Source organism: Paraburkholderia acidiphila (assembly GCF_009789655.1).
Classification (GTDB): domain Bacteria; phylum Pseudomonadota; class Gammaproteobacteria; order Burkholderiales; family Burkholderiaceae; genus Paraburkholderia; species Paraburkholderia acidiphila.
In genome coordinates this window covers 1402458-1421660 of record NZ_CP046909.1, presented here as the reverse complement: position 1 = coordinate 1421660, position 19203 = coordinate 1402458, and the positions used below count along the sequence as shown (strand labels likewise).

General features: G+C 65.0%; 15 protein-coding genes. 4 read left to right on the top strand and 11 right to left on the bottom strand.

All coding sequences use genetic code 11. From position 1 onward, the window contains the following. Positions 1–62 precede the first annotated feature (62 nt). The 9 genes from bamA to rpsB form a co-directional block, all read right to left on the bottom strand. Positions 63–2369, bottom strand: a complete 2307-nt coding sequence (gene bamA, locus FAZ97_RS06340) for an outer membrane protein assembly factor BamA (protein ID WP_158757674.1) — start codon at positions 2367–2369, stop codon at positions 63–65. A 68-nt stretch (positions 2370–2437) separates the two neighbouring features. Beyond that, positions 2438–3826: an RIP metalloprotease RseP gene (gene rseP / locus FAZ97_RS06335; RefSeq protein WP_158757673.1), complete on the bottom strand. Its 1389-nt coding sequence runs from the start codon at positions 3824–3826 to the stop codon at positions 2438–2440. Positions 3827–3935: 109 nt separating this feature from the next. Then, complete coding sequence (locus FAZ97_RS06330; protein WP_158757672.1) at positions 3936–5117, bottom strand: 1-deoxy-D-xylulose-5-phosphate reductoisomerase; 1182 nt, start codon at positions 5115–5117, stop codon at positions 3936–3938. Between the two features lie 38 nt (positions 5118–5155). Further along, positions 5156–5965, bottom strand: coding sequence for a phosphatidate cytidylyltransferase (locus FAZ97_RS06325; protein ID WP_158757671.1), 810 nt, complete (start codon positions 5963–5965; stop codon positions 5156–5158). Further along, the gene (locus FAZ97_RS06320) at positions 5959–6735 is read right to left on the bottom strand and encodes an isoprenyl transferase (protein WP_158757670.1); all 777 of its coding nucleotides are present in this window, start codon (positions 6733–6735) and stop codon (positions 5959–5961) included. The genes FAZ97_RS06325 and FAZ97_RS06320 overlap by 7 nt, the downstream gene beginning before the upstream one ends. A 72-nt stretch (positions 6736–6807) precedes the next feature. Beyond that, the gene (gene frr, locus FAZ97_RS06315; protein WP_158757669.1) at positions 6808–7368 is read right to left on the bottom strand and encodes a ribosome recycling factor; all 561 of its coding nucleotides are present in this window, start codon (positions 7366–7368) and stop codon (positions 6808–6810) included. A gap of 92 nt (positions 7369–7460) precedes the next feature. Then, positions 7461–8177 carry a UMP kinase gene (gene pyrH / locus FAZ97_RS06310; RefSeq protein WP_028204061.1) on the bottom strand — a complete coding sequence of 239 codons (717 nt, stop codon included), beginning with the start codon at positions 8175–8177 and terminating at the stop codon, positions 7461–7463. Between the two features lie 253 nt (positions 8178–8430). Next, a complete protein-coding gene (gene tsf, locus FAZ97_RS06305; protein ID WP_158757668.1) occupies positions 8431–9312 on the bottom strand; it encodes a translation elongation factor Ts in 882 nt (293 codons plus the stop codon). Between the two features lie 211 nt (positions 9313–9523). Then, positions 9524–10279, bottom strand: coding sequence for a 30S ribosomal protein S2 (rpsB, locus tag FAZ97_RS06300; protein ID WP_112172807.1), 756 nt, complete (start codon positions 10277–10279; stop codon positions 9524–9526). Between the two features lie 421 nt (positions 10280–10700). Here rpsB and map point away from each other — a divergent pair, with 421 nt between their 5' ends. From map to FAZ97_RS35680, 4 genes are all read left to right on the top strand, one after another. Next, entirely contained in the window at positions 10701–11522 is an 822-nt protein-coding gene (map, locus tag FAZ97_RS06295; RefSeq protein ID WP_158757667.1) for a type I methionyl aminopeptidase, read from the top strand. 295 nt (positions 11523–11817) lie between these two features. Then, the gene (locus FAZ97_RS06290; protein WP_158757666.1) at positions 11818–14397 is read left to right on the top strand and encodes a [protein-PII] uridylyltransferase; all 2580 of its coding nucleotides are present in this window, start codon (positions 11818–11820) and stop codon (positions 14395–14397) included. A 231-nt stretch (positions 14398–14628) separates the two neighbouring features. Continuing rightward, positions 14629–15609, top strand: coding sequence for a hypothetical protein (locus FAZ97_RS35685; protein WP_325073228.1), 981 nt, complete (start codon positions 14629–14631; stop codon positions 15607–15609). Next, positions 15606–16505 (top strand): pseudouridine synthase, encoded by a 900-nt coding sequence (locus FAZ97_RS35680; protein WP_325073227.1) that lies wholly within the window; start codon positions 15606–15608, stop codon positions 16503–16505. Before FAZ97_RS35685 ends, FAZ97_RS35680 begins: the two co-directional genes overlap by 4 nt. Positions 16506–16583: 78 nt before the next feature. Here FAZ97_RS35680 and def read toward each other — a convergent pair whose 3' ends face one another. Together def and ligA are read right to left on the bottom strand one after the other, a co-directional pair. After that, positions 16584–17117, bottom strand: a complete 534-nt coding sequence (gene def, locus FAZ97_RS06280; protein WP_158757664.1) for a peptide deformylase — start codon at positions 17115–17117, stop codon at positions 16584–16586. After that, positions 17114–19183 carry an NAD-dependent DNA ligase LigA gene (ligA, locus tag FAZ97_RS06275; protein WP_158757663.1) on the bottom strand — a complete coding sequence of 690 codons (2070 nt, stop codon included), beginning with the start codon at positions 19181–19183 and terminating at the stop codon, positions 17114–17116. The genes def and ligA overlap by 4 nt, the downstream gene beginning before the upstream one ends. Positions 19184–19203 lie beyond the last annotated feature (20 nt).

Sequence of the window (19203 nt, the reverse complement as noted above, 5' to 3'; positions counted from 1 at the left end):
CTCGTTTCCTGGATTCCGGCGCTGCGCGCTGTGCGCGCAACCCACGCCGGGCAATACATACGTCAGAATGCCGTCCCGATCTGGAACTGGAACTTCTGGTACTGGTCGCCTTCGTGTTTGACGAGCGGGAAGCCAAGGCTCAGCTTGAGCGGACCGATCGGCGAAATCCACGCGAGACCGAAACCGTAGCTGTAACGCAGGCCGTTCGCGCCAATGCTGTCGCCTTCCGTGCCCCAGACGTTACCACCATCGACGAACGTGAAGACGCGCAGCGTGCGGTCATAGCCCGTGCCCGGCAGCGGGAAGGTCAACTCGATGTTGCCGACGATCATCTTCGAACCGCCGATCGGGTCGTTCGTCTTGGCGTCGCGCGGACCCAGCGAGCTCGGCTCGTAGCCACGCACCGAACCGATACCGCCCGCGTAGTAGTTCTTGAAGATCGGGTACGGCTTGCCGCCAAGGCCGTTACCGTAGCCACCCTGGAAATTCAGGCCCAGCACGAAGCCGCGCGCAAACGAGTAGTAGTACTGGGCCTGTATGTCGGCCTTGTAGTACTGCGTACCGCCCACCGGCGTGCCGTACTCGGCGTTCGCCTGCGTGAAGTAGCCCTTGCTCGGCACGAGCGCGCTGTCACGCGCATCGCGCGACCAGCCCACCGTGAGCGGCACGTTGTTCGACACACGGCCGAACTCGTTCACGTAGTCGATGTAGCTCTGCGGCGTGTTCGAATCGACGTCGAGCGTGTCCTGCTCGAAGCCCGCGCCGAAGTAGACCGTGTCGACCTCCGAGAACGGAATGCCGAACTTCAGGTCGCCGCCCATCGTGATAATGCGGAAGCTCGAATCGGTCGAGTAGTACAGCGGCTGGTACGTACGGTAGTAGACGTCGGTGATGCGCTTGATGCCGTCCACCGTGAAGTACGGGTCCACCTGCGTGAGGGCCAGCGTGCGGTACGTCTTCGCGGTGTTCACGTTCAGCGAGAGCGACGTGCCCGAACCGAACACGTTGTCCTGCGACACGCCCGCCGACAGCACCACCTTGTCCGTGGACGAGAAGCCCGCGCCCAGCGTGATCGCGCCGGTCGGCTTTTCGGCGACCTTCACGTCCACGTCGACCTGGTCGGCCGTGCCTTCCACCGGCACCGTGGTCACATCGACATCGGTGAAGTAGCCCAGACGGTTGATGCGGTCCTTCGAGAGCGCGAGGCGGTTCGAATCGAACCACGAGCTTTCGAGCTGGCGCATTTCGCGGCGCACGACTTCGTCGCGGGTACGCGTGTTGCCCACCACGTTGATGCGGCGCACGTACACGCGGCGGCTCGGATCGACCTGCAGCGTGAGGTTGACCGTGTGATTCGCCTGATCGATCTGCGGCAGTGCGTTGACGGTCGCGAACGCGTAGCCGTATTCGCCGAGCTTGTCGACGATAGCCTTCGTCGTGGCCTGCAGCTTCTCGGCGGAGAAGGTATCGCCCGGTTTGATCTTGATGAGCTTCTTGAGCTCGGCCTCGCGGTCGAGCAGGTTGCCCGATAGCTGGATGCCCGACACCTTGTACGGCTCACCTTCGTGAATGCCGATGGTGAGGTACATGTCCTTCTTGTCGGGCGAGATCGAGACCTGCGTCGAGTCGATGTTGAACTCGAGGTAGCCGTGATTCAGGTAGTACGAGCGCACGTTCTCGAGGTCGCCCGTGAGCTTTTCCTTCGAGTAGAGGTCGTTCTTCGTGTACCACGAGAACCAGTTCGGCGTGGACAGCTGCATCTCCGAGAGGAGCGTGCCGCTGCTGTACGTCTTGTTGCCGATGAAGTTGATCTGGCGGATCTTCGCGCTCGGACCTTCGACCACCGAGAACAGCAGACCGACGCGATTGCGGTCGATCGGCGTAACCGTGGTCGTAACCTCGGCGGCGTAGAAGCCGCGCGTGAGGTACTGGCGCTTGAGCTCCTGCTCGGCCTTGTCCACCAGCGCCTTGTCGTAGTAACGGCCTTGCGAGAGGCCGACCGCGCGCAGCGCCTTGGTCAGGTTGTCCTTGTCGAATTCCTTGATGCCGGCGAAGTCGATCGTGCCGATGGCCGGGCGCTCCTGTACCTGCACCACCACCACGCCGCCTTCGGTGGCGATCTTCACGTCGTTGAAGAAGCCCGTCGCATACAGTGCGCGGATGGCCTCGGACGCTTTGTCGTCGGTGAACGTGTCGCCCTGCTTGATCGGCAGGTAGGCGAACACCGTGCCCGGCTCGACGCGTTGCAGCCCTTCGATGCGGATGTCCTGAACCACGAAAGGCGTCGTTGCTGCGTGGGCAACGAGTCCATGTGCGGCGATCGCCGCGGCCGCAACCGTTTTTGGAACCAAGCGATGAGGTCTAAACAACGTGCTTCCCCAATTATGTATAGCTGCATCAGGTCAGGCGGCCCGCCCACGGAAGCCGCCAGACATCTTTAAAAATGGATTAACCGAGCCAGATCGTTGAACAACGCGATCGCCGACAGTGCGACGATGCAGGCAAGTCCCGCGCGCTGCAGCACGAGCTGCCAGCGGTCCGAGACGGCTTTGCCCGTTACGGCTTCAACCGCATAATATAACAGATGCCCCCCGTCCAATACCGGAATTGGGAGCAGATTCAATACGCCGAGGCTGATGCTCACGAGGGCGAGGAACGACAGGAACGCCGAAGGACCCAGTCTCGCGCTCTTGCCGGCATAGTCAGCAATCGTCACCGGGCCCGACAGATTCTTCAGCGATGCTTCGCCCGTGATCATGCGGCCGAACATCCGCAGCGAATACACCGCGATGTCCCACGTGCGATACGCACCGAGCCGCACGCTCTCGATCGGCCCGTAACGCACGTCCACGGAAGGCGCCTGTGCCGCAAGCGCGGCGCCGATGCGACCCACCTCTTCGCCGCTCTGCGCGTCGCGCTGCAGTGTCGGTGTAACGGTAAGCGTGAGCGTCTGCTGGGTGTTCTGGCCAGCGTCGCCGCGCGCGACCGTGAGCCGCACAGGCTTGCCCGCGTGCGCCTTCACGTAGGCGATGAAAGTGCTTGCGCTGTCCACGGTCCGGCCGTCGACGGCGCGCAGTTGATCTCCCGCCTGCAGCCCGGCATGTTGCGCCGCACTACCCGCCTCCACGGCCGCCACCTTGAGCGTGTTGCCGCCCGCCTCGAGGCCGAGCTTCGCCATGAAGTCGTCGTCGAGATCCTTGCCGGTCAGCTGCGAGAGATCGAGCGGGAAATCGTAGGTGCCCTCGCCGTCGCGCGCAGCCAGCACGACATGGCCCTGGTCGAACGCCGTGGCGAGCAGTTTCCAGCGCAGGTCGGACCACGAACGCACGGGCTCGGTGCGGCTGCCGTTTGCATCGCTCACCGAAAGAATTGTTTCGCCGCCCTGGAAGCCGGCCCGGGCCGCCGCCGATTGTGCGGGCGGCGCCGCGACAATGGCCTTCTGCTCGGTGACGCCGCTCGCGTAGACCACCGCAAAGAGCACGATGGCCAGTACGAAATTGGCAATCGGCCCGGCCGCGACGATGGCAATGCGCTTGCCGACCGACTGGCGGTTGAACGCATGCGGCAAATCGCTCGCGGGAATCTGGTCAGGCGACTCGCGCTCGTCGAGCATCTTCACGTAACCGCCGAGCGGCAGCGCCGCGATCGTCCATTCGGTGCCGCTCTTCTTGCTGACCCACTGGAGAAGCGGCCGCCCGAAGCCGATCGAGAAGCGCAGCACTTTCACGCCGCACAGGCGCGCGACGCTGTAGTGACCGTATTCGTGCACGACGACCAGCACGCCGATCGCCACGACGAATGCGACCAGTTCGGTAAGCAGGTTCATGAGCGCCTCCTGGGCTGGAAGCAGCGCACCGGTGCGGGATCGGCCCCGAGGTCAGGCTCGCGTGCCTGAGGGGCCACAAGGGCCCTTCCGCAAGCCCCTCGCTGACCTGTCAGGCCGGCACCGGCAGGCTGTCGATGATAGTGTGAGCCGCGCGGCGGGCGGCCGCGTCGGCTTCGAGCACGACTTCGAGGCTCGACGCGGTGCGGTTCTCGAGCGCGTTGAGTACGGCATCCACCGTCTGGGCGATGGCCATGAAGCCGATGCGCCGGTTCAAAAAGGCTTCGACGGCGACTTCGTTCGCCGCGTTGAGCGCCGCGCTCGCCACCCCGCCGGCAGACAACGCCTGCATGGCGAGCGCGAGACACGGAAAGCGCGCGTAGTCGGGCTTTTCGAACGTGAGCGTCGCGATTTGCGTGAGATCCAGTTGGGCAACGCCGGAATCAACACGATCCGGGTACGCGAGCGCGTGCGCGATCGGCGTGCGCATGTCGGGGTTGCCTAGTTGCGCGAGCACCGATCCGTCGGCGTACGAGACCATCGAATGGATCACGCTCTGCGGGTGGATCAGCACGTCGATGCGCTCGCCCGGCAGATCGAACAGGTAGTGCGCCTCGATCACTTCGAGGCCCTTGTTCATCATCGTGGCCGAATCGACGGAGATCTTGCGGCCCATCGACCAGTTCGGGTGCTTGCAGGCCTCGTCGGGCGTGACGTTCACGAGCGTCGCGGGCTCGCGCGTGCGGAACGGGCCGCCCGAGGCGGTCAGGATGATCTTCGTGACGCCGTCGCGCTGTGCGCTTTCGCGCGGAAAGCACTGGAACACGGCATTGTGTTCACTGTCGAGCGGTAGCAGCACGGCGCCGCTGTCCGACACGGCGTTCATGAAGATGTCGCCCGACATCACGAGCGCTTCCTTGTTGGCGAGCAGGATCTGCTTGCCAGCCTTCGCCGCTGCGAGCGTGGGCGCAAGACCCGCCGCGCCGACGATGGCCGCGACCACCGTGTCGCAGCCATCGCTCTTCGAGACTTCGACGAGCGCCTGCGGCCCGTAGGTCACGACGGTCTTCGAGCCGGCCTCGCGCAGCTTGCGCTCGACCTGTGCGGCCGTATCGGCGTCGCCGACCACGGCCACTTCGGGCGCAAAACGCAGGCATTGTTCGACGAGCTTCTCACCATTGCGATGCGCGGTGAGCGCATAGACCGAGAAGCGTTGCGGATGACGCGCGACGACGTCGAGCGTGCTGTCTCCAATCGAGCCCGTGGAACCGAGCAGTGTGAGTCGTTTTTGCATATTCAAATCTCTAACCGAGCGTCTCTAGCCAGACACCTTTAGCCGAGCAGCAGCATGGCCAGCGGCAGCACGGGCAGCAGCGCGTCGATGCGGTCGAGGACTCCGCCGTGGCCCGGCAGGAGGCCGCTCGAATCCTTCACGCCAGCCTGGCGCTTGAGCATCGACTCGAACAGGTCGCCGATCACGCTGAACGCGACCAGCACGGTAAGTACGAAAAGCGCGCGCCCAACCCCGATCTGGGCGGCGAGCGCGGAATACAGCGTGGGTTCGAATGCGTGCAGCGCGATCGCCGCGCCGGACACGACCATCACGGCGGCCCAGCCGCCCACGGCGCCCTCCCAGGTCTTGCCGGGGCTGATCGAAGGGGCGAGCTTATGCTTTCCGAATGCCTTACCCGCAAAGTATGCGCCGATATCGGCCAGCCACACCACGAGCAACAGGGACAAAACGAATGCCACGCCCACCGTGCGCGCCGCAACAAGGGCGTGCCAGCAGGCCGCGAAAACAACGAGCCCCGCGGCCAGCAGGAAGGCGCGCCAGGCGCCCGCGGCGAGCACCGGCTTGCGCAGCAGCACGTAAGGGCCGGCGATGATCCAGAACACGCCTGCAGCCTGAAAGAGCGGCCGGGGTTCAGGCAGGCGCATACTGAGCGCCACGACGGCCGCCGCGATCACCGCATAGACGATCGAACCGGTCGCGCCTGCCTTCAGGAGGCGCGCCCACTCCCACGCGGCGAACACGACCACGACACCGATCAGCGCGCCGAACGCCGCCACAGGCGCGAACAGCGTGGTCGGCAGGAAGACTGCCAGCAGGACGAGCGCCGTAATGACGCGGGTCTTTAGCATGAAAGCGAATCGGCGTTCTGGGAGACGACCTGCGCGCTCGTTCGACCGAAGCGGCGCTCGCGCTCGGCATAGGACGCAATCGCGCGGCTAAGCGCTTCGGCGTCGAAATCCGGCCAGAAGGTGTCGGTGAAATAGAACTCGGCGTAGGCCAGTTGCCAGAGCAGGAAATTGCTCACCCGCTGCTCGCCGCCCGTGCGGATGAAGAGGTCCGGCTCGGGCGCGTAGGCCATTGCCAGATGCTGGGACAGCGTGTCTTCGGTAACGGGCACAGGCTGCCCCGAGGCCGCGGCCTCCTCGACCAGCTTGCGCGTGGCCTGGAGGATGTCCCAACGGCCGCCGTAGTTCGCAGCGATCGTCAGCGTGAGACGCGTGTTGCGCGCGGTCTTGGTTTGCGCGCGGCGAATCAGGTCCTGGATGCGTTCGTTGAACATCGACAGGTCGCCGACCACGCGCAGGCGGATGCCGTTCGCGTGCAGTCGCGCCACTTCGCGCTCGAGCGCGGTGACGAAAAGGCGCATCAGGAACGACACTTCGTCGGTCGGGCGGCGCCAGTTCTCGGAACTGAATGCGAACAGCGTGACGTACTCGACGCCGCGCTCCACGCACGATTCGACGACCGAACGCACAGCGTCGACGCCGCGCGTGTGGCCGGCGACGCGCGGCAGGCGGCGCTGGGTTGCCCAACGGCCATTGCCGTCCATGATGATCGCGATGTGGCGCGGCACGGCCGCCACCTCGGGCACGCGAACGGTTGAGCTGGTATAGGTCATGGCCGTCGGACTGTAACTGCGGTGAAAAAGGGAAAGCGCCGGAAATCTGGCGAATCTGGAAGCCCTAAGGCCTCAGACCGTCATGATCTCGGCTTCCTTCGTCTGCACGAGCTTGTCGATCTCGGTGACGAAGCGGTCAGTCAACTTCTGGACATCGTCGCTGCCACGGCGCTCGTCGTCTTCGGAAATTTCCTTGTCCTTCACGAGCTTCTTGAGCTGCTCGTTGGCGTCGCGACGCAGGTTACGCACGGCCACCTTCGCCGTTTCGCCTTCGTTCTTGACGACCTTCGTGAGCTCCTTGCGGCGCTCTTCGGTGAGCGCGGGCATCGGAACGCGGATCAGGTCGCCATGCGTGGCCGGGTTCAGGCCGAGATCCGACTCGCGAATCGCCTTTTCGATCACCGGCACCATCTTCTTTTCCCACGCCTGAACGCCGATCGTGCGGGCGTCGACGAGCGTGAGGTTGGCGACTTGCGAGATAGGCACGGGCGAGCCGTAGTAGTCGACCTGGATGTGGTCGAGCAGACCGGTATGGGCGCGGCCCGTGCGGATTTTCGCCAGATCGCTCTTGAACGCGTCGATCGAGCGCTGCATTTTCTGCTCGGCGCCCTTCTTGATGTCAGCCACAGCCATTTTGATACCTCCGAACCTTCATAACGGAACGGGCCCGCCAGCGCGCTGATGGGCGGCGCGGCCCGTGTTCGAATCTCTCGTAAGACGAGAGTTTACACGTGGACGAGCGTCCCTTCGTCTTCGCCCAGAACGATGCGCTTGAGCGCACCCGGCTTGACGATGGAAAAAACCCGGATCGGCAGCTTCTGGTCGCGGCACAGGGCGAACGCGGTCGCGTCCATCACCTGCAGGTTGCGGCCAATTGCCTCATCGAAACTGATCGTCGAGTAACGCGTGGCGGTCGGATCCTTCTTCGGGTCGGCCGAGTAGACGCCGTCGACCTTGGTGGCCTTCAGAACCACTTCAGCGCCGACTTCCGAGCCGCGCAGCGCAGCAGCCGTGTCGGTGGTGAAGAAGGGGTTGCCCGTGCCCGCGGCGAAGATCACGACCTTGCCTTCTTCGAGCTGGCGGATCGCGCGGGGGCGGATGTACGGCTCGACGACCTGGTCCATGCGCAGCGCCGACTGCACGCGCGCCTCGATGCCCGCATGACGCATGGCGTCCTGCAGCGCGAGCGCGTTCATCATCGTGGCGAGCATGCCCATGTAGTCGGCCGTTGCGCGGTCCATACCGGCGGCGCCGCCCGCGACACCGCGGAAAATGTTGCCACCGCCGATCACGACTGCGAGCTGGGTGCCGAGACGCACCACCTCGGCCACGTCTGCCACCATACGTTCGATCGTGGCGCGATTGATGCCGAAAGCATCATCGCCCATCAGGGCTTCGCCGGAAAGTTTGAGCAGGACGCGTTTATAGGCGGGTGTGGGCATGGAGGTATCCAGGATCGCGCGCAAAGGGCAATAACTTGAAACTGTAGGGGTGAAATACGGCTTCGGGCAAGCGCCGCCAGAAATAGCGAAGATTTCCGACTCCGCGCACGGCGGGGGACTACCATGCGCGTCGTCGCTACGCTGCCCACCACGGCGAATTGCTCCGCCACGGCTTACAACTCAACCAACTGCGATGCTGCAACAACGGCGGCGCCGCCTGCCGCGTATCACGCGGCGGGCGGACGCACCGTTGTTATTGCTGCTTTGCAGCAGCGACTTGCGCGGCCACTTCGGCAGCGAAGTCGTCCTGGCGCTTCTCGATGCCTTCGCCCACCACGAAGAGGGCGAACTTCTGCACCGTCGTGCCAGCAGCCTTGAGCATCTGCTCGATCGTCTGCTTGTCGTTCTTAACGAACGGCTGGTTCAGGAGCGAGACTTCCTTCAGGTACTTCTGGACCGAACCTTCAACCATCTTCGCGACGATCTCAGCCGGCTTGCCCGATTCGGCAGCCTTCTGCTCGGCGATGCTGCGCTCCTTGGCGATCAGGTCGGCCGGAACGTCGTCCGACGACAGCGAGACCGGCTTCATCGCGGCGATGTGCATCGCGACGTCCTTGCCCACTTGCTCGTCGGCGCCCGTGTACTCGACCAGCACGCCGATGCGCGTGCCGTGCAGGTACGCAGCCAGCTTGTTGGCGGTTTCGAAACGCGCGAAACGGCGGATCGAGAGGTTTTCGCCGATCTTGCCAACCAGCGCGAGACGCACTGCGTCGACCGTCGAGCCGTCCAGCGGCAGCGCCGAGAGAGCCGCGACGTCAGCCGGGTTTTGCGTGGCGATCAGTTCGGCGATCTTCTTCGAGAAGTCGATGAAGTCGTCGTTCTTCGAAACGAAGTCGGTTTCGCAGTTCAGTTCGACGATCGCGCCAGCGTTGGCGCCGATGAACGAAGCGATCACGCCTTCAGCCGTGACGCGCGAAGCGGCCTTGCTGGCCTTGTTGCCGAGCTTCACGCGCAGCAGTTCTTCAGCGCGCGCGAGGTCGCCGTCGGCTTCCGTGAGCGCCTTCTTGCATTCCATCATCGGCGCGTCGGTCTTCGCGCGCAGTTCTGCCACCATGCTTGCGGTAATTGCCGCCATCATTCGCTCCTTGAGTCTGTCTGGTACACGCCGCCCGCCTTTCGACGCGGCCGGCAGAAATTCGTTTCCGTTTCCGCCTGCGGTGAAACGCTTTTTTACAGCTGCTTCTACAGGGCTACGGTGCCGCGTATATGACGCGGCGACGAAAGTCGCGGCTTAAAAAAAAGGGGCCTATGGAAAGCCCCCTTTTCTTGCCGGACACGGGGGCAGCTTACGCCTCCGGGTTGACCTCGACGAACTCGTCGTCGCCGTCGTTGCCGCGCACGGCTGCAACCACTTCGTTCACCGAGTTTGCACGGCCTTCGAGGATCGCGTCAGCCACGCCTTGCGTGTAGAGCGCAACAGCCTTGCTGGCGTCGTCGTTGCCCGGGATGACGTAATCGATGCCTTCCGGCGAGTGGTTCGTATCGACCACGGCGATCACGGGGATGCCCAGCTTATTCGCTTCCGTCACGGCAATCTTGTGGTAGCCGACGTCGACCACGAAAATTGCGTCCGGAATGCCGCCCATGTCCTTCACGCCGCCGATCGACTTTTGCAGCTTGGCGATTTCGCGTTCGAACAGGAGGGCTTCCTTCTTGCTCATCTTCTCGAGCTCACCCGCTTCAACGGCTGCTTCCATGTCCTTCAGGCGCTTGATCGAAACCTTCAGCGTCTTGAAGTTGGTCAGCATGCCGCCGAGCCAGCGTGCGTTCACGAACGGCATACCGGCGCGGTTTGCCTCTTCAGCGATCGTGTCACGCGATTGACGCTTCGTGCCGACGAACAGGATCGTGCCGCGGTTCGCTGCCAGTTGACGCACGTACTTCAGCGCGTCGTTGTACATCGGCAGCGTCTTTTCGAGGTTGATGATGTGAATCTTGTTGCGATGGCCGAAAATGAAGGGGGCCATCTTCGGGTTCCAGAAGCGCGTTTGGTGACCGAAGTGGACACCGGCTTCCAGCATCTGGCGCATGGTAACTGCCATGTTTCAATTCTCCGCAAGGGTTTGGGTCTGAAGCCGGCTGCCGTATCGGTGCGCCCTCCCATTTCCGGAGATCGACGCGCCCGACACCCTGGGTGCGCCGGCTTGCGAGTGTGCTGCCTGAAGAAGATGCTTCCGAATGTTCTTCGCGCACCCGCCAGGATTCACTCCCGGCAAAGCGCTCCGCGGCAACGGCGGATTCAGCCGCTCCTCTGCACAAATCTCGAAGGTGAATTCGAAAGATATGGGAAGCGACTTAGCCGAAGAGTATAGCACGCAAACTGCCCCTTACTCAAGACAGCTATTACCCGCGGAATATGGCACGAAAGCGCGTGGCGGATCGCGACCCACCTTTTCGAAACTCAGCGACCACCCGCATTAGGTGCGATAATTCAATATTCGACTGCATTTTCGGGCGCACACCATGGCCATTTCGATCAAGAACGAACAAGACATCGCGCAAATGCGCGTCGCCTGCCGGCTGGCGAGCGAGGTGCTCGACTACATCACGCCGTTCGTCACCGCCGGCGTGACGACGGGCGAGCTCGACCGCCTGTGCCACGAATACATGACCAATGTGCAGGGCACGGTGCCCGCGCCGCTGAATTATCAGCCGCCCGGCTATCCGCCCTACCCGAAGGCGATCTGCACCTCGGTCAACGACGTGATCTGTCACGGTATTCCGGGCGACAAGGCGCTGAAGAACGGCGACGCGCTCAATATCGACATCACTGTCATCAAGGACGGTTACTTCGGCGACACGAGCCGCATGTTCATCGTCGGTGAGGGTTCGATCCTCGCCAAACGCCTCGTGCAGACCACGTATGAATGCATGTGGCTCGGCATCGACCAGATCCGCCCCGGCGGCCATCTGGGCGACATCGGCCACGCTATCCAGCGCTACGCCGAAAGCCAGGGCTACAGCGTGGTGCGCGAATACTGCGGCCACGGCATCGGCACGGTATTCCACGAAGACCCGCAGGTGCTGCACTACGGCCGCCCCGGCACGGGCATCGAACTCGTACCCGGCATGATCTTCACCGTCGAGCCGATGATCAACGCCGGGCGCCGCGACATCCGCACCATGCCGGACCAGTGGACCGTCAAGACGAAAGACCGCAGCCTCTCCGCGCAGTGGGAGCACACGGTGCTCGTGACCGAAACGGGCTACGAGGTCCTGACGGTCTCGGCGGGTACGCCCGCCAAGCCGGCTATCGTCGCGCAGATGGCGGGCACGGCAGCCTGATTGACGTTGAAAAGTGCCGGAAAGCGCTTCGTGGCGTGATCCGGCGCAGAATGGACGTATTCGTAGAGAACGTCCTGCGCCTCGGGCCAGCACGCCCAACGCGAGCGAGGCACAGTACTCGAACGCCGCCCGGCGCCAGCAGCATGATGGAGCAGCCCGGCGAGCCGCCTGTTAAGCAGCCTGTAGAGCACCCGACGCACTAACCGACGAACCCACGCGGCCATCCGCCAAACGCGAGACCCGTCGCGCGCACGACCGGCCGCCCGTCCAACCACGCCAGACACGACCCGAGCCCATGAGCGTTCCCGCTGTCGCCGTTCCCGATACGTCGTCGCTGAAGTCCGACTACAAGGCCGCGAAGGCCGAGTTGCTCGAGCGTTTCAAGAGCGCGACCAATGTCGACTCGTTGATGCGCGCCCTCGCCCGCACCACCGACGACACCTTGCGCAGCGCCTGGAACCTGTGCGAGCTGCCGGCCACGCTGGCGCTCGTGGCCGTGGGCGGTTTCGGACGCGGCGAGCTCGCGCCCTGGTCCGACGTCGACATCCTCGTTCTGCTGCCGGACAACGAGCCGCTCGCGCCGCTCGAAGAACGCATCGAGCGGTTCATCGGCCTTGCGTGGGATCTCGGACTCGATATCGGCAGCAGTGTGCGCAGCGTCTCGCAATGCCTCGAGGAGGCCGCCAACGACGTCACCGTGCGCACATCACTCCTCGAGGCGCGCCGCATTACAGGCAGCGCGACACTCTTTGGCGACTTCGCGCAGCGCTATCGCGACGCCATGGACCCGCGCGCGTTCTTCCAGGCGAAAGTGCTCGAAATGCGCCAGCGCCATGCGCGCTTCCAGGACACGCCGTACTCGCTCGAACCTAACGTCAAGGAAAGCCCCGGCGGCCTGCGCGACCTGCAGCTGATCCTCTGGATCACCGAGGCCGCGGGCTTTGGCAGCAGCTGGAAGGAGCTGGACCAGCGCGGTCTCATCACCGGGCGCGAGGCGCGTGAATTACGCCGCAACGAGGCGTTTCTCAAGGCGCTGCGCGCGCGCCTGCATGTGATCGCGGGTCGTCGCCAGGACATTCTCGTGTTCGACCTGCAGACGGCGGTGGCCGAAAGCTTCGGCTACAAGGCCAGTGGCGCGCGGCGGGCGAGCGAGCAGCTCATGCGCCGCTATTACTGGGCCGCGAAGGCGGTCACACAGCTTGCCACGATCCTGATCCAGAACATCGAGGCGCAGCTCTTCCCGAGCACGAGCGGCATCACGCGCACGCTTTCCGAGCACTTCGTCGAGAAGCAGGGGATGCTGGAAATCGTCAGCGACGACGTGTTCGAACGCGAGCCGCACGCGATTCTCGAAGCGTTCCTGCTTTACGAGCAGGTGCCCGGCGTGAAGGGCCTGTCGGCGCGCACGCTGCGCGCGCTCTACAACGCGCGCGAGACCATGGACCAGAACTGGCGCCGCGACCCGGAGAACCGCCGGCTCTTCATGGAGATCCTCAAGCAGCCGGCCGGCATCACGCACGCCATGCGACTCATGAACCAGACGAGCGTGCTCGGGCGCTATCTGCTGAACTTCCGCCGCATCGTCGGGCAGATGCAGCACGATCTCTATCATGTCTACACGGTCGATCAACACATCCTGATGGTGCTGCGCAACATGCGCCGCTTCGCCGTGGCCGAACATGCGCACGAATACCCGTTCTGCAGCCAGCTCATCGCCAACTTCGAGCGCCCGTGGGTGCTCTATGTGGCGGCGCTGTTCCACGACATCGCCAAGGGTCGGGGCGGCGACCACTCTGAGCTCGGCATGGCAGACGCGCGGCGCTTTTGCCGCGAGCACGGCATTACGGGTGACGACGCCGATCTGATCGTCTGGCTCGTCCAGCAGCATCTGACGATGAGCCAGGTCGCACAGAAGCAGGACATCACCGACCCCGAAGTCGTGAAGCGCTTCGCCGATCTGGTCGGCACGGAGCGGCGCCTTTCGGCGCTTTACCTGCTGACGGTCGCCGACATTCGCGGCACGAGCCCGAAGGTCTGGAACAACTGGAAGGGCAAGCTGCTCGAGGACCTCTACCGCTCGACGCTTGCCGTGCTCGGCGGCGCCAAGCCCGACGCGCACTCGGAACTCAAGACGCGCCAGGAACTGGCGCTCGCGCTGCTGCGCCTCGAGACCGTGCCGGAGCACGCGCACCGCGCGCTCTGGGACAAGCTCGACGTGGGCTATTTCCTGCGCCACGACGCCGCGGACATCGCCTGGCAAACGCGCGTGCTGTACCGCCACGTCGAAGCGCCGGAGCCGGTCGTGCGCGCACGGCCGTCGCCGATTGGCGAGGCGCTGCAGGTGCTCGTCTACGCACAGGACCGCCCTGATCTCTTCGCGACGATGTGCGCGTATTTCGACCGCAGCGGACTTTCGGTGCTCGACGCACGCGTGAGCACCACGCGTCACGGCTATGCGCTCGATAACTTCATCGTCGCGCACACCGAGGGTGACGTGCACTACCGCGATATCGCGAATCTCGTCGAACAGGAACTCGCAGCGCGCCTGAAGGCGACGGGCAATGCGCTGCCCGAGCCGTCGAAGGGCCGGCTCTCACGCCTGTCGCGCACCTTCCCGGTGACGCCGCGCGTCGACCTGCGCGCCGACGAACGCGGCCAATACTACATCCTGTCCGTGTCGGCGAACGACCGGCCGGGCCTCCTCTATTCCATCGCGCGCGTGCTCGCGGAGCATCATGTCGGCGTCCATGCGGCGCGGATCAATACGCTCGGCGAACGCGTGGAAGACGTGTTTCTGCTCGACGGATCGGGACTTTCCGATAACCGTAAGCAGATTCACGTCGAAACCGAACTGCTGCGCGCGATCGCAGTGTGAATGACCCAAGCGAAATACCCAGATCCATGCGAGCCAAACTGACAGCCAAACATCCGCGCCCGACCACTCCGGAACGCGCCCCCGTCCGCCGCGGCAGCACGACCGCGCGTAAGCCGGTGCGGCCGGCAGAGGCACGGCCGGCGGACGCTCGGCCAGCGTCGACCGCGAAGCCATCGGCGGGCAAGCCTGCGCGCCCCTCCGGCGATCGCCCGGCACGGCCAGCCATGGCGCGTGAGCGCGACAGTACGAGCCGTCCGGCGCGGCCCGCTCGCGAAGGCGGCTTCGGCGACGAGCGCCGCCCCGCCCGCCGCTCCGGCGATGAGCCGCGTGGATTTGCGCGCGGCCGCGACGAAGGCAGCGAGCGGCGCTTCGCGCGACGCCCCGAAGGCGATGATCGTCGTCCGCCGCGCGGTCGCGAGGAAGGCGATGGACGCCCCTTTGCGCGCCGCGCCGAAGGCGATGACCGTCGTCCGCCGCGTGGTCGTGAGGAAGGTGGCGCACGCCCCTTCGCGCGCCGTGCCGAAGGTGACGACCGTCGTCCGCCGCGTGGCCGTGAGGAAGGCGGTTCACGTCCGTTCACGCGCCGCACCGAAGGCGACGACCGTCGTCCGCCGCGTGGCCGCGAGGAAGATGGTTCACGTCCGTTCACGCGCCGCGCTGAAGGTGACGACCGCCGTCCGCCGCGTAGCCGCGAGGAAGGCAGCGCACGGCCCTACGCTCGCCGTGCCGAAAGTGACGACCGCCGCCCGCCGCGTAGCCGCGAAGAAGGTGACGCACGGCCCTACGCACGACGCACCGAAGGTGACGATCGCCGTCCGCCGCGTGGGCGCGACGAAGGTGGCTCACGTCCGTTCACGCGCCGTTCCGAAGGTGACGACCGCCGCCCGCCGCGTAGCCGCGAAGAAGGTAGTGCACGGCCCTACGCACGGCGCACCGAAGGCGACGATCGCCGTCCGCCGCGTGGACGCGACGAAGGTGGCTCGCGCCCGTTCACGCGCCGCGCCGAAGGCGACGACCGTCGCCCGCCGCGTGGTCGCGAGGAAGGTGGTGAGCGCCGCTTCGAACGACGCACCGAAGGCGACGACCGCCGCCCCCCGCGCAGCCGCAGCGAAGGCAGCGACGGACGCTTCGCCCGCCGCACGGACAATGACGACCGCCGTCCCGCCCGCGCCCGCGACGAGGGAGCGGAGCGCAGTTTCGCGCGCCCGGTGAAATCCGCCTGGAGCGATGACCGTGAAGGCGGCGCCCGCAAGACTGGCCGCCCCGTCAAATCCGCCGAGAAGCCGCCCCGGCGTAGCGACGATGCCGAATCCGCACCGCGCCGTACGCCGCGGGAGGAAATCGACGGCGACAACACCCTGCGCCTGTCCAAGCGCATGTCCGAACTGGGCCTGTGCTCGCGCCGTGAAGCCGACGAGTGGATCGAAAAAGGCTGGGTCTATGTGGACGGCGAAGTCGTCGACACACTCGGCGCCAAGGTCACACCGAATCAGCGCATCGAGATCGATCCGGCCGCGCTCGCCGCACAGGCGCGCCAGGTGACGATCCTGCTGCACAAGCCCGTGGGCTACGTGTCGGGCCAGGCCGAGGACGGCTACGAGCCCGCCGCCGTGCTCATCACCGGCGAGAACCACTGGGACGGCGACCACTCAGGCATCCGTTTTTCGGCCCAGCATCTGCGCACGCTCGCGCCGGCAGGCCGGCTCGACATCGACTCGACCGGTCTGCTCGTGCTGACCCAGGACGGGCGCGTGGCCAAGCAGTTGATCGGCGAGAGCTCGGACATCGACAAGGAGTATCTCGTACGCGTCACCTACAACGACATCGAGACCGAAATCGATCAGCACTTCCCGGCCGAACTGCTCGCGCAACTGCGCCACGGCCTGTCGCTCGACGACGTGCCGCTCAAGCCCGCGCAGGTCAGCTGGCAAAACGGCGAGCAGTTGCGTTTCGTGCTGAGTGAAGGCAAGAAGCGCCAGATCCGCCGAATGTGCGAACTGGTCGGCCTCAAGGTCGTGGGCCTCAAGCGCGTGCGCATGGGCCGCGTGCTGCTCGGCGCGCTGCCGCAAGGCCAATGGCGTTATCTGGCCGCTGACGAAGCGTTCTAACGCCGCAGCAGCGCCAAATGCCGCGTTGCATGAAAAACGGGAGCCATCTGGCTCCCGTTTTTCATGCTGCTTCGATCTTCAGTCGTCGCTGTTCGGGTCGAGTTCCGGAAACAGAACCTCGGTAAAGCCGAACTTCGAGAAGTCGGTAATGCGCATGGGGTACAGCTTGCCGATCAGGTGGTCGCATTCGTGCTGGACGACCCGCGCATGAAAACCCTCCGCCACACGCTCGATGGGCGTGCCATACTGATCGAAGCCGTCATAGCGGATCATCGAATAGCGGCTCACGGCGCCGCGCATGCCCGGCACCGATAGACATCCCTCCCAGCCCTCTTCCATGTCGTGCGACAGCGGATGGATGACCGGGTTGATGAGCACGGTTTGCGGTACGGCCGGCGCTTCGGGATAGCGCTCGTTCTGTTCGAAACCGAAAATCACCACCTGCAGGTCGACGCCGATCTGCGGGGCGGCGAGGCCCGCGCCGTTCGCCGCGTGCATCGTGTCGAACATATCGGCAATGAGTTCGTGCAGTTCGGGCGTATCGAAGTGATCGACCGGCCGGGCAATGCTGAGCAGGCGCGGATCGCCCATTCTGAGAATTTCGCGAATCATGTCGTTTGCCCCTCCAGGAGCTTGCGCATTCCTTCTTCGTCGAGCACCGGCACGCCGAGTTCCTCGGCTTTTGCGAGCTTGCTGCCCGCGTCGGCGCCCGCCACCACGTAATCGGTCTTCTTCGACACCGAGCCGGCCACCTTCGCGCCGGCCGCCTCCAGCATCTCCTTCGCCTCGTCGCGTGAAAGCGTGGGCAGCGTGCCGGTGAGGACCACGGTCTTGCCGGCCAGCACGCCCACTGGCGCCTTGGGCGCGGGCGGACCTTCCGCCCATGTTACTTTGCCGGGCGCGCGCAGTTGCTCGATCACCGTGCGGTTATGCGCTTCCGCAAAAAACTCGTGAATGGCGAGCGCGACGATCGGCCCCACATCGTTCACTTCGAGCAGTTCCTCGACCGACGCGCTCATGATCGGGTCGAGCGAGCCAAAGTGTTTGGCGAGATCCTTGGCCGTCGACTCGCCCACGTGCCGGATGCCGAGCGCGTAGATGAAGCGCGCAAGCGTCGTGGATTTGGCCTTTTCGAGCGAGTCGAGCAGGTTTTGCGCCGATTTGTCGGCCATGCGATCGAGCTGCGCGAGCGTGCCGAAGCCGAGGTTGAAAAGATCGGCCGGCGTGCGCACGAGGTTCTGGTCGACCAGCTGGTCGATGATCTTCTCGCCCAGGCCATCGATATCGAGCGCGCGGCGCTGGGCGAAGTGCCAGAGCGCCTGCTTGCGCTGCGCCGGACAGAACAGACCGCCCGTGCAGCGAGCGATCGCCTCGTCGGGCAGACGCTCGATGCGCGATCCACAGACCGGGCATTCGGTCGGCATCACGAACTCTTGGGCGTCGGCCGGACGGCGGTCCATGAGCGCGCTGACCACTTCGGGAATCACGTCGCCGGCGCGCCGCACGATCACCGTATCGCCGATGCGGATGTCCTTGCGGCGCACTTCGTCTTCGTTGTGCAGCGTGGCGTTGGTCACCGTCGCGCCGCCGACGAACACGGGTTCGAGCCGCGCAACCGGCGTAATCGCGCCAGTGCGGCCTACCTGCACGTCGATGGCCAGCAGCTTCGTGAGCGCTTCCTGGGCCGGAAACTTGTGTGCAAGCGCGAAACGTGGCGCGCGCGAAACGAAGCCGAGCGCGTCCTGCTCGTCGCGGCGGTTCACCTTGTAGACCACGCCGTCGATGTCGTACGGCAGGCCGTCGCGCTTCTCGCCGACCGCGCGGAAGAATTCGAGCAAGCCTTGCGCGCCCTTCACGACCGCACGTTCGGCATTGACCGGCAGGCCCATTTCCGCGTACCAGTCGAGCAGTTCGCTATGGGTGGCCGGCATCGGCTCGCCCTCGAGCACGCCAATGCCGTAAGCGAAAAACGAGAGCGGCCGCTGCGCCGTGATCTTCGGATCGAGCTGACGCAGGCTGCCCGCCGCCGCGTTGCGCGGGTTCGCAAATTCCTTGTGACCGGCGTCGCGCTGACGCTGGTTCATGCGCTCGAAGTCGCGGCGGAACATCAGCACCTCGCCACGCACGTCGAGCGCTTTCGGCACGCGCTTGCCCTTCAGGCGCAACGGCAGCGACCGGATCGTGCGCACGTTCTCCGTGACGTTCTCGCCGGTCGCACCGTCGCCGCGCGTGGACGCCTGGACGAACACGCCATCGACATAGCGCAGCGAGATGGCGAGGCCGTCGAACTTGAGTTCGGCGGCGTATTCGACCGCGCCGACTTCCGCGCCCTCGATCTTGCCGAGCGCATCGGTCACGCGCTTGTCGAACGCGACGATGTCCTCGTCGGCAAAGCCGTTGTTGAGCGAGAGCATCGGCACATCGTGCACCACGGGCTCGAAGCCGCCGGCGACCTCACCGCCCACGCGCTGAGTGGGCGAGTCGGGCGTGATGAGATCGGGATGCGCGGCCTCGATCTGCTGAAGCTCGCCGAACAGCTTGTCGTATTCCGCGTCGGGCAGCTCCGGCTGGTCGAGCACATAGTAGGCGTGATTCGCACGCTCGAGTTCGGCGCGCAACCACACCGCGTGCTGCGCAGCGGGGGCTTCTTCGGGAGGACGGGCGGGGGTACGGACCATGCCTTGGGCGACTCGCAGTT

Excerpts from the sequence above, each read along its gene's own strand:
- rseP (WP_158757673.1), bottom strand. The coding sequence starts at position 3,826 with ATGAACCTGCTTACCGAACTGGTCGCATTCGTCGTGGCGATCGGCGTG.
- FAZ97_RS06330 (WP_158757672.1), bottom strand. The coding sequence starts at position 5,117 with ATGCAAAAACGACTCACACTGCTCGGTTCCACGGGCTCGATTGGAGAC.
- FAZ97_RS06325 (WP_158757671.1), bottom strand. The coding sequence starts at position 5,965 with ATGCTAAAGACCCGCGTCATTACGGCGCTCGTCCTGCTGGCAGTCTTC.
- FAZ97_RS06320 (WP_158757670.1), bottom strand. The coding sequence starts at position 6,735 with ATGACCTATACCAGCTCAACCGTTCGCGTGCCCGAGGTGGCGGCCGTG.
- frr (WP_158757669.1), bottom strand. The coding sequence starts at position 7,368 with ATGGCTGTGGCTGACATCAAGAAGGGCGCCGAGCAGAAAATGCAGCGC.
- pyrH (WP_028204061.1), bottom strand. The coding sequence starts at position 8,177 with ATGCCCACACCCGCCTATAAACGCGTCCTGCTCAAACTTTCCGGCGAA.
- tsf (WP_158757668.1), bottom strand. The coding sequence starts at position 9,312 with ATGGCGGCAATTACCGCAAGCATGGTGGCAGAACTGCGCGCGAAGACC.
- rpsB (WP_112172807.1), bottom strand. The coding sequence starts at position 10,279 with ATGGCAGTTACCATGCGCCAGATGCTGGAAGCCGGTGTCCACTTCGGT.
- map (WP_158757667.1), top strand. The coding sequence starts at position 10,701 with ATGGCCATTTCGATCAAGAACGAACAAGACATCGCGCAAATGCGCGTC.
- FAZ97_RS06290 (WP_158757666.1), top strand. The coding sequence starts at position 11,818 with ATGAGCGTTCCCGCTGTCGCCGTTCCCGATACGTCGTCGCTGAAGTCC.
- def (WP_158757664.1), bottom strand. The coding sequence starts at position 17,117 with ATGATTCGCGAAATTCTCAGAATGGGCGATCCGCGCCTGCTCAGCATT.
- ligA (WP_158757663.1), bottom strand. The coding sequence starts at position 19,183 with ATGGTCCGTACCCCCGCCCGTCCTCCCGAAGAAGCCCCCGCTGCGCAG.